Origin of the sequence: Micromonospora sp. NPDC049799, assembly GCF_040656655.1 — a bacterium.
GTDB lineage: Bacteria > Actinomycetota > Actinomycetes > Mycobacteriales > Micromonosporaceae > Micromonospora.
The window spans coordinates 1-15,090 of the sequence record NZ_JBFAMU010000080.1 but is presented as its reverse complement, the minus strand read 5'-3'; the positions used below and the strand labels follow the sequence as shown (position 1 = coordinate 15,090).

At 68.9% G+C, this 15,090-nt stretch carries 15 protein-coding genes and 3 pseudogenes; 11 read left to right on the top strand and 7 right to left on the bottom strand.

Annotation, left to right across the window (positions count from 1 at the left end; translation table 11 throughout):
• The 4 genes and pseudogenes from AB0I76_RS09645 to AB0I76_RS09630 all read right to left on the bottom strand — a co-directional run.
• Positions 1-392, bottom strand: a pseudogene (locus AB0I76_RS09645) (WXG100 family type VII secretion target); the annotation flags it as partial.
• Entirely contained in the window at positions 389-709 is a 321-nt protein-coding gene (locus AB0I76_RS09640) for a type VII secretion target (protein ID WP_357032426.1), read from the bottom strand. The gene AB0I76_RS09640 and the pseudogene AB0I76_RS09645, both read right to left, overlap by 4 nt.
• A complete protein-coding gene (locus AB0I76_RS09635; RefSeq protein WP_357032423.1) occupies positions 696-1,097 on the bottom strand; it encodes a YbaB/EbfC family DNA-binding protein in 402 nt (133 codons plus the stop codon). Before AB0I76_RS09635 ends, AB0I76_RS09640 begins: the two co-directional genes overlap by 14 nt.
• A gap of 99 nt (positions 1,098-1,196) precedes the next feature.
• Positions 1,197-1,529, bottom strand: coding sequence for a hypothetical protein (locus tag AB0I76_RS09630; RefSeq protein ID WP_357032420.1), 333 nt, complete (start codon positions 1,527-1,529; stop codon positions 1,197-1,199).
• 221 nt (positions 1,530-1,750) lie between these two features.
• Here AB0I76_RS09630 and AB0I76_RS09625 point away from each other — a divergent pair, with 221 nt between their 5' ends.
• Complete coding sequence (locus AB0I76_RS09625) at positions 1,751-2,629, top strand: hypothetical protein (RefSeq protein WP_357032417.1); 879 nt, start codon at positions 1,751-1,753, stop codon at positions 2,627-2,629.
• Between the two features lie 84 nt (positions 2,630-2,713).
• On the opposite strand, the gene AB0I76_RS09620 is transcribed toward AB0I76_RS09625, so the two are convergent.
• Entirely contained in the window at positions 2,714-3,214 is a 501-nt protein-coding gene (locus tag AB0I76_RS09620; RefSeq protein WP_357032414.1) for a hypothetical protein, read from the bottom strand.
• Between the two features lie 474 nt (positions 3,215-3,688).
• On the opposite strand from AB0I76_RS09620, the gene AB0I76_RS09615 reads away from it, so the two are divergent.
• From AB0I76_RS09615 to AB0I76_RS09605, 3 genes are all read left to right on the top strand, one after another.
• Positions 3,689-4,081 carry a hypothetical protein gene (locus AB0I76_RS09615; RefSeq protein WP_357032411.1) on the top strand — a complete coding sequence of 131 codons (393 nt, stop codon included), beginning with the start codon at positions 3,689-3,691 and terminating at the stop codon, positions 4,079-4,081.
• Positions 4,082-4,245: 164 nt separating this feature from the next.
• Positions 4,246-5,811: a family 10 glycosylhydrolase gene (locus tag AB0I76_RS09610; protein WP_357032407.1), complete on the top strand. Its 1,566-nt coding sequence runs from the start codon at positions 4,246-4,248 to the stop codon at positions 5,809-5,811.
• A gap of 237 nt (positions 5,812-6,048) precedes the next feature.
• Positions 6,049-6,573, top strand: coding sequence for a hypothetical protein (locus tag AB0I76_RS09605; RefSeq protein WP_357032404.1), 525 nt, complete (start codon positions 6,049-6,051; stop codon positions 6,571-6,573).
• A gap of 93 nt (positions 6,574-6,666) precedes the next feature.
• On the opposite strand, the pseudogene tnpA reads toward AB0I76_RS09605, so the two are convergent.
• Positions 6,667-7,024: pseudogene (tnpA, locus tag AB0I76_RS09600) on the bottom strand (IS200/IS605 family transposase).
• Between the two features lie 2 nt (positions 7,025-7,026).
• Between tnpA and AB0I76_RS09595 the strand changes: the two are divergent.
• From AB0I76_RS09595 to AB0I76_RS09575, 5 genes are all read left to right on the top strand, one after another.
• Positions 7,027-8,256: a transposase gene (locus AB0I76_RS09595; RefSeq protein ID WP_357032401.1), complete on the top strand. Its 1,230-nt coding sequence runs from the start codon at positions 7,027-7,029 to the stop codon at positions 8,254-8,256.
• Positions 8,257-8,508: 252 nt separating this feature from the next.
• Positions 8,509-9,114 (top strand): DUF5937 family protein, encoded by a 606-nt coding sequence (locus tag AB0I76_RS09590; RefSeq protein ID WP_357032398.1) that lies wholly within the window; start codon positions 8,509-8,511, stop codon positions 9,112-9,114.
• A gap of 391 nt (positions 9,115-9,505) precedes the next feature.
• Entirely contained in the window at positions 9,506-10,285 is a 780-nt protein-coding gene (locus tag AB0I76_RS09585; RefSeq protein WP_357032395.1) for a basic amino acid ABC transporter substrate-binding protein, read from the top strand.
• A gap of 67 nt (positions 10,286-10,352) precedes the next feature.
• A complete protein-coding gene (locus tag AB0I76_RS09580; protein WP_357032392.1) occupies positions 10,353-11,147 on the top strand; it encodes an amino acid ABC transporter permease in 795 nt (264 codons plus the stop codon).
• Between the two features lie 5 nt (positions 11,148-11,152).
• Positions 11,153-11,992 carry an amino acid ABC transporter ATP-binding protein gene (locus AB0I76_RS09575; RefSeq protein WP_357032389.1) on the top strand — a complete coding sequence of 280 codons (840 nt, stop codon included), beginning with the start codon at positions 11,153-11,155 and terminating at the stop codon, positions 11,990-11,992.
• 206 nt (positions 11,993-12,198) lie between these two features.
• On the opposite strand, the gene AB0I76_RS09570 is transcribed toward AB0I76_RS09575, so the two are convergent.
• Positions 12,199-12,636: an NUDIX domain-containing protein gene (locus tag AB0I76_RS09570; protein WP_357032386.1), complete on the bottom strand. Its 438-nt coding sequence runs from the start codon at positions 12,634-12,636 to the stop codon at positions 12,199-12,201.
• Between the two features lie 234 nt (positions 12,637-12,870).
• On the opposite strand from AB0I76_RS09570, the pseudogene AB0I76_RS09565 reads away from it, so the two are divergent.
• Both AB0I76_RS09565 and AB0I76_RS09560 read left to right on the top strand, forming a co-directional pair.
• Positions 12,871-13,983 (top strand): annotated as a pseudogene (locus AB0I76_RS09565) (C-terminal helicase domain-containing protein); the annotation flags it as partial.
• Between the two features lie 255 nt (positions 13,984-14,238).
• Positions 14,239-14,706: a hypothetical protein gene (locus AB0I76_RS09560; RefSeq protein ID WP_357032384.1), complete on the top strand. Its 468-nt coding sequence runs from the start codon at positions 14,239-14,241 to the stop codon at positions 14,704-14,706.
• Positions 14,707-15,090 lie beyond the last annotated feature (384 nt).

Below are 15,090 nucleotides of genomic sequence, written 5' to 3'. Positions count from 1 at the left end.
GGTCCGGCGGTGCCGCCCCAGCCGCCGACGTCCGTGCGGACGGCGGCGGCGAGCTGGGCGGCTTCGTCGCGCAGGCTTGCGGCGACGTTGCGCCAGGTCTGTGCGTGGGCGGTGATCTGGGCAGGATCGCCGGCGAGCCAGTCCAGAGCCTCGCTGAGCGGCTTGACGTGCTCGATCAGCCAGGCGATGCCGTACTGGAGGAGGGCACCGACCGGGTCGGAGACGAAGGCGAGGGCATCGAGTCCGGCGCTGACCACGCCGAGGCTGCCGTCGATCCAACTGCCGCTGTGTACGCCTTGGGCGATGAGTTCGATGTCCTCGAGGATCCAGATGCCGGCCCAGGCACTGGGCGGGGTGTCGGTGACGGGGGCGACCAGCGGGTTGGCGGTCACCGGCCATCCCGTGCCCGAAGAAGTAGTTGTTCGGCGTGGACGTCGGAGGCTCGGTAGTTGGCCGCGCTGGTCCGTAGTCGGCCGGCCGTGTCGCGGACCGAGCCGACGGCGGTGCCGATGCCCTCGACGAGCGTCCGCTGGAGCCCGTCGAGCAGCAGCGGCATGATCGCGCACAACTGTCCGTACGCGTCGGTGCCGAGCCGGACGTGCTGACCTGCCTGCCGGGCGGTGTCGAGGTCGTCGGCACTGCGGTCGAGGCGGGTGGCATGGCGGATCAGGTCGTCGGGGTCGACCCGGATGCCGTCACCGGCCGGCATCCGATGGTCCCTGGTCAGGGTCCAGTCGATGCCAGTACGAGGCGACGAGCGCCGCCGCCGTCGGATCGCCGGCACCGAGGGCCTGCGTGGTGATCTCGGTGACCTGCCGCAGCAGGTCGTGACGGGCGGCCAGGGCGGTCTGGAGGATCTGCCGCGCGGTGAGTGCCGCGGCGTGCTGCCGGGTGCGTTCGTCGAGCCGCAGATCGGTCAGCAGGCCGGCCGAGTCGACGGTGACCTCGACCATTCGGTCCGGGCTGCGGGCGTTGCCGGTCAGCGCCTGGATCTGCGCGGCCAGCGCCCTTGCCCGGGCCGCCCGTTCGGCGATGGAGGACTCCCAGTCGTCGATCCGTCGCGCCGTCGCGTCGAGCGCGGCCTCGTCTGCCCACATGCGTGACCCTCCGGCGCACCGACGTAGCCGGTCGTCGATGTCGCCGTCACGTTATCAATCGGTGGCGCTGCGTGCTGTCCCGGCGGTCTGCCGGGGGAGTCAGCGGGCTGCGGCGTAGCAGCGCTCGCGCTCCTGCTCCCACAGCACATCGTCGGTGAGGTCCTTGTATTCCTCCCGCATGCGGCGGGCCAACCCGTAGAAACCCTCGTGTGGACGCCGGGTGTCCTTGCCGACGACGAGCGCGCTCCAGATGGGCTCGCTGAGCCCCGCTGCCCGGACCGAGACCTTTTCCAACTGGGGGCCCAGGTAGTGAGGAAGCACTCCGACTCGCCTGCCGAGCGGACCGTACTCGATGAGCCCCTGGGCGACGGCTACTCCGTAGAGAATGTCGGCGATGCGATCGACGCGGTCCATCTGGAAGGTCTCCGGCATGGCTGCAGAGGCTACGGGTACTGGCGGCCATCCTCAATGGTGGGTCAGGGCTGTCCACAGCAGCGCGGCTGCTCGTGCTGCCGCAGACCGACACGGGGGAGGCCACCGTCTCGGCAGAGGACGACCAGAAGGTACGCCCAACCGGTGGCTCAACTGACCGTTGTGCTGAGGCAGCAGTAATCATCGGGCCGCTAACGTGCGCAGCACGGGAGGTGTTCGGGATGGCCGGTCGGCGTTGGTACGCGTGGTTCGAAGAGGAGCACCTTGTCGTCCGGCGTCGGCGGCTGCTGCCCTGGCTGCAGGCGGACGCCAGGCGGATACCGCTGGCCACGGTCCTCGACATCGGGTCGCTCACCGCAGCCGACCATGCGAAGCGGCGCGCGCAACTCACCGTTCAGGACCCGTCGGCACCGCACCTGACCGAGGTCATCCCGGTCAGGTTCACGCCTCAACAGTGGGAGCATGCCGGCTGGTTCCTGCGGGAACGGCACGCGGCACCGACCGAGCCCCCACAGCCCGGCGAGGACGCCTCGTCGGGAGGGGCTGCCTCGCCCCGCCCGACTGTCGACGTCCCGCCACAGTCGCGGCGACGAGCGCAGCCCACGGCCGCTCTGCAAGCCCATGTCGCGGCCAAGCCGGCGGCGACGCCCGCCACCCCCGGCCGAACCGTAGGAGCCTCGTCGACGCCGTCGCCCAGAGCGACTGGCGCATCGACTACCCCGGTGATGCGGGCCGACGATGGCAAGAGGCCGGTGTGGTTGTGGCGCCAGAATGGGATGATCCACGCTTCCCTCGTTCCGGTGGGTAACGCCTCGCAGCACCGGCTGAGCCCCGCCGATTGCGCCCATCTCCTGCTCGCTGACCCGTCCTGGGCGATGCCGGCGATCCGTGCGTTGACCGGTGTCGCCGACAGTCAGCAGGCGCTGGCCCGCTTGCGGAGCTGGCGAGGGTCGGACCGGGTCGTCGTCAACCTGAGTGCCTCCGACCTCGCCGGGCGGCGGGTCACCGAGGCCCTGCAGAAGCCGGGCCGGAGCAACGTCGACGGCACCGTCCGGACCGTATCCGGCGGCCTTCCGAGTCTGAACAAGCGCCGCCGGTGAGCACGAGCCACGGAGACGCCGGCTCGCGCCCGGCTGGCGACCTCCGCCAGTGCTCGGACGCGAGGCCGGCGTCTCCGTCGTTCCTCAGGCGGCCAGCGAGCCCAGGCTGAAGCCGTCGAGCAGGTTGATGAGGTCGTCGTCGCGGGTCACCTCGTAGCCATGCTCCCGCAGCTCCGGCACCAGTTCACCCTCGCGGTCGAGCGGAATCTCGAGGTACTCACCGTTGTGCACCGTGTACACGACTTTGCCGTACTGGTCCTGCAGGTCCTCCGGCAGCACGTCGAACGCCCGCGTCGTGACCATCGGGGGCCAGTACCCCTCCACGACTGCACCCACCTCGGTGATCTTGAACGGCTTGTCGTCGGCGTAGGCGTCGTCGTCCGGCTCGTAGCAGTCGGGGCCGGCGGGGTTGTCCAGGTGCGTCATCTGGACCTGCCGGGCCTCGCCCCACGTACGCGCGGAGGCGAGCGCTCTGATCTCCGCGCCCTCCTCGGTCGCGGTGTCGGCATCGGCGAAGGCGAGACAGTCGTGATGGGTGGCGTGGCCGTAGACCAGGCGCCGGGTGGTCGGGTGGTGCGTCGTCATGGCGCACATCCTGCCTCAGGGGTGCGACGTCCAAGATCGTCATACGGCCGGGGGCGGATCCACCGGTCGGCTGATCGTCAGGCTGGCCCTTCCTGGCCCCGCCACCTGGAGCAACGCCCGTTCCGGCAGCGTCTTCGTATGCGATAGCGTGCGCTCGTGACCAGGGAGCGACCGCGTCCGGACGACGAACCGGCGACGGGCAAGCCGCCTGCGCCTCGGCGTGAACAGAGCAGGTTCTCTGACTGGGGGCCCGACTACGGCCCCGAGATCATCGACGGCTACGAGGAACCACCGTACGACGAGCCGGATCCCCGGTAGGGAATCAACCGAGTTCGCGGTCCGCGGGTCGCTGTCGAGGACCCAGGTGAGAGCCCGCGCGAGCGCGGAGAAGCCCTCGTGCGGCCGGCGGCCGTCCTCGGCGCGTCCCTCCTCGGCTGCCATCTCACTGGTACGGTCTCGCGCAGGAGGCTCCGCATGTCCGGCTCGGACGAGCACTGGCCGTGGTTCGTGCCCACAGCCGGAGACCTGGAGGCACCGGTGCCGAGACCTCCGCGCCGAACGGTGGCAGCGGTGGTGATGAGCCTGATCGGCGCTGTTTCTGGAATGGTCCTGTCAATTACTCCGCTGGCACTCATTCATCAGTACGTGGAGGTGTTCGCGGCCACCGCGACACCGGACAGCGGGTTCAACATCTATACCCTCGGGGCGCTGGCCTGCTTAGCGCTCGGCGGCTTCCTGCTGGTGAGCGCCCTTGTGTCGTTGTTCTTCCGGCAGGCGCGGGCGCTCGGTATCGGGTACCTGTCTGGACTCGTAGCCGGACCTGTCGCCTTCATGGTCGTCGTTGCGGTCACGAGGCTAGCCGCGTAGGGCCGCTCATGGCGGCACGACGGCGAGTGCTCCCGCCGCCTGCGCCGTTGACTGGAAGCCGGCACGCTCCGATCCCTTGCCCCCGGAGTGCCCCGTAGCTTACCTTCGCCTTTAGGTCAATCGCTGCAGATATTCTTCAGCGCACCTTCCGGCATGGAGGGCACATGAAAAGACGAGTGCTAGCCGCCCTGACCGCCACCGTCCTCGCGCTAAGCATGGCCACCCCCGCGAACGCGGGCCTGGAAACGGAACAACCCACCCAGCAGTGGCGCAGCTACTGGGTCGACGCGTTCAACGAGGGCATCTACAACCCCGCACAGGTCACCAAGCTCGTGCAGGACGCCAAGAAGATCAACGCCAACGCACTGATCGTCCAGATCGCCCGGCGCTACGACTGCTTCTGCAACCGGGCGCTCTACCCGCGTACCGACGCGGGGATCGCACCACGGCCCTACGACCCGCTCGACGAGATGATCGCGCAGGGGCACGCGGCGGGCATGGAGGTGCATGCCTGGGTCAACGTCAACACGATGTGGAACTCGGCCACACCACACTCCTCACCCGAGCATGTCTTCAACAAGCACGGTCGGTCGGCCACCGGGGCTGACCGCTGGCTCAACAAGCGCTACGACGGCCTCGAACTCATGGGCGCCAACGCCTACATGGACCCTGCCAACCCGGGCGCGGTCAACTACATCGTCTCGGCGATCCAGAGCATCGTGCGTGAGTACGACGTCGACGGGGTCAACCTCGACTACGTGCGCTACCCCGACTTCAACTCCACCACCACGCACAGCGACTGGGGCTACAGCGAGACCTCGCTGGCCCGCTTCCGCGCCGCCACCGGCCGCACCGACACACCGCTACCCTCCGACCCGCAGTTCTCGGACTGGCGGCGTACCCAGATGACCAACCTGGTCCGCAAGATCTACCTCGGCATGTGGGAGGTGGATCCGCAGGCGCGCCTGTCGATGGACGGCATCACCTACAGCTACGGGCCGCAGACCATGGGCGGCTGGGAGAAGACCCGGCCGTACGCCGAGGTGTTGCAGGACTGGAAGGGCTGGATGGCCGAGGGGATCATGGACACGGTCGTCGCTATGAACTACAAGCGCAACTGGATGCCCGACCAGAAGCAGATGTACGACGAGTGGACCGAGGTGCTCGCCGACTGGCAGGGCGACCGACAGGCGGTGATCGGGCCGGCCCTGTACCTGAACGACATCCCCGACAGCGTCGAGCAGGTGCGCCGGGCGCTCGCCCCCACCGCGGCGGGCAACACCCCCGCCGGCTGGAGCGGCTACTCGTACGCCAATCCGACCCGCGCCGGAGTCAGCCAGCCGCTGTCCTTCCGCAACGCGGAGCGGGACAGGCTGGCCCAGGCGCTGACCACCGGGCCGGGCGCTCCGTTCGCCAACGAGGTGGCGGTGCCGGTGATGCCGTGGAAGGCGACCCCCGCCGAGGGGCACGTGTCCGGCCGCGTTGCGCTGCGCACCGGCGCGCCGCTGGATCAGGCGACCGTCACCCTGCGGCCGCTGACCACCGACGGTGAGCCGATCACCCGGCCTACCGACGGCGACGGCTGGTTCGGCTTCGTGCACCTGCGTCCCGGGACCTATCTGGTACAGGTCGACCTGCCCAACGGCGTCGTCGGCCAGCCGGTCGCGGTAGCTGAGGTCCGCGCCGGCGCGATCTCCACGGTGGACCTGACCCGTCTCGTCCAGTTGTAGACCGCCTGGTTCCCGCCCATCCGGAGGTCGGATGGGCGGGAACCGACCTCAACTCCGTGCGCAGGGCCGGACCGCGGCGGGTGCCGCCGGGTCCGGCCGGTCACGGCGTCACGGGCAGGGCCGTCCCACGCAGACGTCGATGATCTTGCCGGTGAGAACGCGATCCAGAACCGTCGTCGACGATTCGATGGAAAACTAATCGTGGCCGCGGCCCGGCGATCCGGACACGCTGTGGACATGAAGACATTCGTCAAAGCACTGGCCGCGCTCGGCGCGGCGCTGATGGTGGCGACCGCCCCCGCGACTGCGGCCTCGGGCGAAGCCGCGGCCGGCGGGAACTCCGGCTGGATGCCGTTCCAGACCCCGTCGTTCACCCTGCCCGCCGGTCTGGCCTGCTCGTTCGAACTCCATGGCGAGGTCGTGTACGACCACGAGTTCACCCGGGTCCTCGAGACGTTCCCAGACGGCAGCCCCAAGGTGCAGGAGTTCCAGGGCTCGCTGGGCGTCGTGTTCACGAACGTGGAGACCGGCGAGGCGGCCCGGCGCGACGGATCCGGCACGCTGCGGGCGACCCGGGACGGAGACGGCGGCACCGAGTTCGTGTTCCAGGGCAACGGCATCGCGGGCATCACGGCCGGCAGTCCGTCGCCCGGAGTCTACGTGGTGTCGGGCCACAACGTGCTCGTCGCGCATCCGGACGGATCGAGGGAGTTCACCGTGGTTCAGGGCACGCTCGAGAACATGTGCCAGACTCTGGCCTGATGATCCGGCTACCGGGATGCGGGCCAGTGTTCCGCCCTTCAGGGCGGGGGTGATGGTCCGTGCGGGGAGGGCCGCCAAGGCCCGAGCGGTGCCTTAGACCGGGCGGTTCTGCTGCTCGATGTACTGACGCACGACACTCAGCGGTGCGCCGCCGGCGGAGCCTGCGAGGTACGAATCCGACCAGAGCTTGTGAGGCTGTTGACCAGTTTCGCCAGGGCGACCTTGGGCGGGAAATTGACGAGCAGGTGGACGTGGTTGTTCTCGCCGTTGAACTCGACCAGCTCGGTCTTGAAGTCCGCGCACACCGCCCGCATGATCTCCTGCATTCGGGTGAGGTGCGCGTCGCCGAACACGTTGTGCCGGACTTTGGTTCACGAAGGCCAATGTCGGCGTGCTGAGCGAACACGCAGTGTCTACCTGTGCGGATGCCTTCGAGTTCAGTACGGTGCACGGGTGCAGCTGCGTTACAACTACCGCGTCTATCCGACGCCGAGTCAGCAGCAGGCGCTGGCTCGGGCGTTCGGGTGTGCCCGGGTGGTGTTCAACGACGGCCTGCGCGCACGGCAGGAAGCGCGGGCGCAGGGTCTGTCGTATCTGTCGGACGCCGAGTTGTCCAAGCGGGTGACCGCGGCCAAGGCCACACCCGAGCGAGCCTGGTTGGGTGAGGTTTCCTCGGTCGTCCTGCAACAAGCTCTGGCCGATCTGAACGTGGCGTACCGCAACTTCTTCGCCTCGATCTCGGGCGAGCGCAGGGGCCGCACGGTGGCACCGCCGCGGTTCCGCTCGCGCAAGGACAACCGGCAGGCGATCCGGTTCACCGCCAACGCCCGGTTCAAGGTCCTGGACAACGGCCGGCTGCGGCTGCCGAAGATCGGTGACGTGCAGGTGCGCTGGTCCCGGAGGTTGCCCTCGGCGCCTTCCAGCGTGACGATCATCAGGGACGCAGCAGGCCGGTGCTTCGCCTCGTTCGTCGTGCAGGCCACCGACGAGGCGTTGCCGTCCTCGGATTCCGAGATCGGCATCGACCTGGGCCTGGCTCACTTCGCGGTCCTGTCGAACGGTACGAAGGTTTCCGCCCCGAAGTTCCTGCGCCGCGCGGCCCGCAAGCTGCGCCGGTTGCAGCAAGACCTGTCCCGCAAGATGAAGGGATCGAACAACCGCAAGAAGGCCGTCGTGACCCTCGCCCGCGCTCATGCGCGAGTGGCCGACACCCGGCGCGACTGGCAGCACAAGCTCTCGACACAGATCATCCGCGACAACCAAGCGGTGTACGTCGAGGACCTGTGCGTCGTCGGTCTCGGCCGGACCCGGCTGGCGAAGTCCGTGCACGACGCCGGTTGGGCGGCGTTCACGCGCATGTTGACGTACAAGGCCGCCCGGTACGGGCGCACCTTCGCAAAGATCGACCGGTTCGCGCCCACGTCGCAGACGTGCTCGGCGTGCGGCCGGCTCGACGGTCCCAAGCCGCTGAACGTCCGGTCGTGGACCTGCCCATGCGGGGCCGTCCACGACCGGGACGTCAACGCGGCGATCAACGTGTTGGCCCAGGGACGCTGGGACAACTCAAACGCCTGTGGAGCGCAGGTAAGACCGGCACTCGTGCCGGCACCGCGCGAGGAAGCAGGAATCCGCCCGGACGCCGCGTGTTCCACGCGCAGCGTGGAGGGAACCTCCGTCCTTTAGGGCGGAGAGATCGTCAATCCGCGCGGTCGTCCCGCCTAGCGGACACATCGCGGAGTTTCTGTTCGTCGGAGCGACGGCCACCACGACGACCATCGAGCAGCAGCTCCACCTTGTCGCCAACTGGCCGCTAGAGCACTTTGTCAGCGAGTTGGCGGAAGCCCGGCGCGGGGTCGGCCTGTCGACCGCCGCGCGCCGGCTCGTCGACCTGGGCGCGGACGGTCCGCCGCGGGTGGCCGACGCGCTCGAGCAGTATTGGCGGGTCGCCGTCGCGCCTACTGGCCGAAACTGCGCGCGGTCCTGGACGCCGACGTCGCCTATCGGGTCGGCAAGCTCGCCCGGGGCGGCATCGCAGAGCTGATGCAGGATCTGCACCCGTCGATCGAACTGACCGAGAACGCGATCACGGTCGCCAGCCTCGTCGACGGCGACGGTGGCGGTCTGACGCTGGTGCCGTGCATGTTCATCTGGCCGCATCTCTGGGTCGAGCTCGGCCTGGCCGGTGAGCCGAGCCTAACGTACGGCGCGCGCGGCATCGGCACGCTGTGGCAGGACGGCGACGGCGACACCGAGGAGGAGAACGCGCTCGGCGCGCTGCTCGGCCGGTCCCGCGCTGAGATCCTCGTCAGCCTCCGGCTGCCGCGGTCGACGACCGACCTGGCCCGCTCGCTCGGTCTAGCCCCGCCGACCGTCAGCTCGCACCTGGCGATCCTGCGGCGCAGCGGCCTGGTCACCTGCTGGCGCAGCGGGCGGCGGGTGCTGTACCAGCGCACCGTGGTGGCGTCCACGATCGTCGCGGCGTGCGGTCACGACAACGGCGCAAGCGGCGACGGCCGTACAGCAGCGTCGTCGCTCGGATGATCGCCTCGGCGTGCCTGTCCGTTCGAAAGCCGGATCTCTGAAGGCGGGACCTCCCTGCCACTGAGCTTGATCGAGAACCAGCAGGGCCAGACCTAGGGGTGTCGCCGCGCTGCCTGCTGCGCGCCGATCATGATGGCGAGTGCTCCCGCCGGCTGCGCCGCTGCCCCGGCCTCTCCTGCCGTCCGGTTGCGGACCGAGTATCCGGGTCTACTGACCGTGACGGTTGCAGCCTCAACTCAACCCCCGCCGTGATCTTGGAACGGCCCCTCCGATCAGGTACCGTCCCTTGTCGCACCGCTTTCGCACAACCCTGGCTGCCCGTCGTACGGGGGCTGATTCGGAGGGACGCAGCGTGACTTTCCATAGCGCAGTCCGTAAGGCTGGACTCATCGTGGCGATCGGCGCGCTCGCCCTGAGCGCCGGATGCGCCAAGAAGGACGAGGGCGAGGTCCAGGCCGGGGGCGTCAAGCTGATCGAGAAGGGCAAGCTGACCGTCTGCACCCACCTGCCGTACGCGCCGTTCCAGTCGAAGGACGCCAGCGGCAAGGTGGTCGGGTTCGACGTCGAGGTGATGGACCTCGTCGCCAAGGAGCTGGGCGTCGAGCAGACGATCGTCGACACCCCGTTCGAGGGGATCAAGTCCGGCCAGGACCTGAACACGGGCAAGTGCGACGCGGCCGCCGCCGGTATGACGATCACCGAAGAACGGCAGAAGGTGATGAACTTCTCTGATCCGTACTTCGACGCAACTCAGGCACTGCTGGTCAAGACCGGCAAGCCGTACAAGTCGCTCGACGACCTCAAGGGCAAGAAGCTCGGCATCCAGGCGTCGACCACGGGTCGTGACTACGCGAAGAAGTTCGAGAAGGAGAAGAGCCTCCAGCTCGTCGAGTTCGAGGATCTCGCCGCGCTGCAGCAGGCCCTCGCCAACGGCCAGGTCGAGGCCGCCATCAACGACCTGCCGGTCTGGACCGAGTACATCAAGGAGAACCCGGGCGGGTTCGAGGTGACCGCCGAGTTCGACACCGGCGAGCAGTACGGGTTCTCGGTGAAGAAGGACGGCAACCCGGAGCTGCTCAAGAAGATCAACGAGGTGCTGGCCAAGGCCAAGCAGGACGGCACCTACGACAAGATCTACGAGAAGTGGATCGGCAAGCAGCCGGCCAAGTGATCGGACCTCGTGGCAGGAGGGCGCGCGCCCGGCGCGCGCCCTCCGCGTGGGCAAGGAGCATCGAACGGTGAAGCTGCGACGCCGCCAGCGGGAGCGGCTGTCCCTCTGGCTCCAGTACCTGGCCTTTGTCGCCGTCATCGCCGCGGTGATCTTCGCCGCGGACTGGGACAGGCTGCGAGAGGCGTTCTTCCGCGTCGACATCATCAAGGCGATGTTCCCGACGATCATCACCGTCGCGCTGCGCAACACGATCCTCTACACGCTGGGCGCCTTCGCCTTCGGCCTCGTGTTCGGCACCATCCTCGCGCTGATGCGGCTGTCCCGGGTGGCGCCGTACCGCTGGGTGGCCACGGCGTACATCGAGCTGTTCCGGGGTCTGCCCGCGCTGCTGGTGCTCTTCCTCGTCGGGTACGGCATTCCCATCGCCTTCCCCGAGCGGGAGATCCCGGGCGGCGTGTTCGGTTCGATCGCGATCGGTCTCGGCTTGACCGCCGCCGCGTACATGGCGGAGACCATCCGGGCCGGCATCCAGGCGGTGCCGAAGGGACAGATGGAGGCGGCGCGCACTCTCGGCATGTCGCACTTCACCGCGATGCGCACCATCGTCATCCCGCAGGCGTTCCGGATCGTGATCCCGCCGCTGACGAACGAACTCATCCTGCTCACCAAGGACTCGTCGCTTGCCTACGTGCTCGGCGTGACGGCGTCGACCATCGAGATCACCAAGTTCGGTCGGGACACGCTGAACGACCGGGTGAACGCCACGCCGCTGCTGGTGGCCGGCTTCACCTACCTGATCATCACCCTGCCCCTGTCCCAGGTGGTACGACGCCTCGAACTCCGCTACGCCAAGGCTCGGTGACCCACATGACGACTACCCAATCCCGGCCCGCCGTCGAGATCCGCGACCTGCACAAGTCCTTCGGCCCCCTCGAAGTGCTCAAGGGCATCGACTTCGAGGTCGGCCACGGCGAAGTGGTCTGCGTCATCGGGCCGTCCGGTTCCGGCAAGTCGACGCTGCTGCGCTGCGTCAACCTGCTGGAGGAGCCGACCGCCGGCAAGATCTGGGTGAACGGGATCGAGATGACCGACCCGGACGTCGAGATCGACTCGGTACGCCGCGGCATCGGCATGGTCTTCCAGTCGTTCAACCTCTTCCCGCATCTGACCGTGCTGAACAACCTCACCATCGCCCAACGCCGGGTGCTCCGGCGCGGCCGCGCCGACGCCGAGCGGATCGCGCGGGACAACCTGGAGCGGGTCGGCCTGGCCGACAAGGCCGACGCGTTCCCGGCGCAGCTCTCCGGCGGGCAGCAGCAGCGAGCGGCCATCGCCCGATCGCTGTCGATGGAGCCCAAGCTGATGCTCTTCGACGAGCCGACCTCCGCACTCGACCCGGAACTCGTCGGCGACGTGCTCACCGTCATGCGCACGCTCGCCGAGGACGGCATGACGATGATGGTGGTCACCCACGAGATGGCGTTCGCCCGGGACGTCGCCGACCGTGTCGTCTTCATGGACGGCGGCGTCGTGGTCGAGCAGGGGTCGCCGCAGGAGGTGCTCGGCGCCCCGCGGCACGAACGGACCCGCTCTTTCCTCGCCCGGGTCCTCGACCCGACCCATGTCGCGCAGCTCGGTCAGCCCGACCAGTCCCCGGAGCCACCGGAGGCGCCTCGCCTGCCGGCCGACGACCGCCACAACCTGTGACAGCCGGACTCCCCGTCTGAGGCGAGGGCTGCCACAGCTCGTCGTCGTGCCGCCGCCGGACTGGGCCCGCGACTGGGGACGATTGAGATCGGCCGGGCGCTGCAGCGCTGCGCACGTGACGGGCGGCACTCATTCTCCCCGCCGCTTGTTGCAGCCGATCTGCCGGCCGCGCAGGGCGCGGCCGGGCGGCGGTTGGTGTCGGGCCGTCAGCTGAGGCGGGCCGACTCGTGGAGGTGGTCGAAGATGACCTGGTCGACCGGCGAGACGCGGTCGCAGTCCCGGTAGGTGAGCCAGGCGATCTCCTCGATCTCGCTGGCCGGCTGGAGGGCACCTCGGTAATCGGCCGTGTAACAGGTCATCCGCACGGTTGTGCCGTCCGGGTGTCCGTGCGCCTGGGCATGGAAGGTTCCGAGGTGTTCGGCGCTGTCGGCGACGATGTCGACGCTCAGTTCTTCACGGATCTCGCGGGTGAGGGTGTCGAGGTCGTTCTCGCCGGGTTCGCGCTTGCCGCCGGGGATGTAGTAGACGTCCTTGCCGCGGGAGCGGGAACTGAGGATGGCGCCGTTCTCCAACCGGATCCAGGCGACCTTGTCGATGCAGTCGTGCAACGGGGCATGACCGTGGACTGGGCGGTACGTCGTCATGGCGCACATCCTGCCTCAGGCGTACGACGTCCAAGATCGGCATACGGCCGGGGACCCGTCCACCGGTCGGGGGACCGCTAGGCTGGCCCTCCTGCCGGGCGGTGACCAGCGGACTCTCCGGGTAGAACGCCTCGCTCACCACGTGGTTGATGTCGCCACGCATGCGGTACTGCTCGGTGAGCGCCGCAAGCCGACCCGGCGCTATCCACCAGGTCGCGAAACAGCAGAGCGGACTGGGCCGGCGGAGAACTTTTTCTGCTCGACACCTCCCGCATCGGTGCGAGGACCGCTCGGAAACAGGGCATGTCCTCTCGGTACAACCTCATGCACGCACAACTCGTCGCCGGGCTTCTCGCCGACTCCGCCGGTGACGTGTCCAGCCTCGGTGTCATCTCGCCCTTCGCCGCACAGGCCCGCCTGCTGGACTCGCTCCTTCCGGCATCGGACCTGGAAGACTGGGCCGCCTCGACTGTGCACCGGTTCCAGGGTGGCGAGCGGGACATCGTCGTCTACGACACCGTCGATACCGGCACCGGCGTACGTCCGCTGCACCGTTGGTTCACCGAGGGCGAGTCCGGCGGTGACGGGGCCCGGCTGCTGAACGTTGCCGCCAGCCGCGCTCGCGACCACCTTGTGGTCGTCGCGGCTCTGGACCAACTGCACCGCAGCCGTACCACTCAGGACGCGGTGTGGCAGTTCTTCGCGAAGCTCTTCGAGCGGGGCCAGGTGGTTTCGTGGGAGACGGCGCTCGACGACTCGTCCGCGACCCACCGGGTGACCGGGCCCGTGACGGAGCGTCTCCGCGACGACTTCGCTGGCGCCGGGACCGTGGAGATGTGGCTGCCCCGGGCGCCGCTGGTCGGGCTGCGGTCGCTGATCCCGTTGCTCAAATTGCTCGCTGAGCAGGACGTGGCGAACGAGCCGGTGACGATCTGGGTCGAGCCGGACCCGGACGGCTACCTCTCGGCCGAGGCGACGGAGGCCAAGCGCGGCGGCGTGAACATCCGCCCCTGTTTGCCGATCCTCGAATCCAGCGCCGTCATCGACGACGTGGTGTGGACGTCGACCGGATCGCTGCTGAGCCCCGATCCCGGTATCGTCCTGCGGACCCGGCACGCGGCCTTCGCCGACGCGGTGCGGCGGGCGCAACGGCGACGGCCCGGCCTCGCACCCGGCAGCGGGCAACTGGGCGATGATTGTGGTCGCTGCTCCCGTACCTTGGTCCGGTTCGAGGTGGGCCGGCGTGGCCTGCCGACCGTCGGTTACGGCTGCATGTACTGCGACAGCGCAAAGCGCAGGCAGAGCCGCGAGGTGTCGGAGAGGCACCTGAGCTGGGGACGTCCCTGATGCCTCATGGAGCCGACGGAGCCTGGTGGCTGCCAGGCGAGGGATGGCCAGGCCGGGCATTCCGATCTCCGTTAGCGTGCGCTCGTGGCCACTGAGCGACCGCGTCCGGACGACGATCCGGCAACGGAGAAGCATGCGCCACCACGGCGCGTACGAAGCAGGTTCTCCGATTGGGGTCCTGACTACGCCCCGGAGCTCATCGACGGCTACGAGGAGCCCCCGTACGGCGAGCCGGAAAGCTAGCGGGGTAGGGGCTTGCGGTACGAGATTCACTTCGAGAACGAGCTGCCCATCGAGGCTCTGCGCCGCTTCCTGCGTCAGGACTACGGCATCGCTCCGGACGCCCTCTACGTCGGGCGGATCGAGGACCGGGCGGTGGACGCCCCGCGACCGGTCGCCATGCTCATCCCGCCCGACGAGGACGAGGGCTTTGGCTGGATTCTCACCGGTGACACCGAACTCGCGGACGCCACGGGTCAGAACGAGCGAGATCTCGCTGCCACGCTGGCCCACACCTTCGGCGTGCGCGCCCTGGTCGACGACGGCAGCATCCACCCCGACCGGTGGCTGCTGGTCAGCACGGACGGGAGCAGTGGACGCGTCACCATCGACGAGGACGCGGCGGCGGACGGCGACCTCCGCATCGTGCACGCTTTGGAGCCCATCAGTGGTGAGCCGCAGCTCGCCGTGGTGCCGCCACCGGACTGGGCCCGCGACTGGTGACGATCGACTCGTAGGCCGGTGTCGACGGTCCCGACGGCGGCGCCGGTGACACGCCACCACTGACACGCCTGCCCGACGCGGTGCATCGCTGCGCTGGCGCGTCTGGGCCATGGCCCAACTGCGCCAGCACATTACGTTGCTGCAACCCGAAGATCGCTCGGAAGATCCTGGGCACTCGCCACACTCCATCCGCCCAGGAAGGGACCTCCTTGCGTCCTCTACCGAAACGCAGATCGGGGCTGATCGCGCTCGGCGTGGTCACCGCCCTGACCCTGTCCGGCGCGCCGGCCACCGGTGCGGCACCGGCCGGCCCGTCCGGGCCACGATCAGCGTGGGCCGGTCCGCTGACAGGGCCTCGTCCCAGGCGGTGTCGACCTCCGTCGG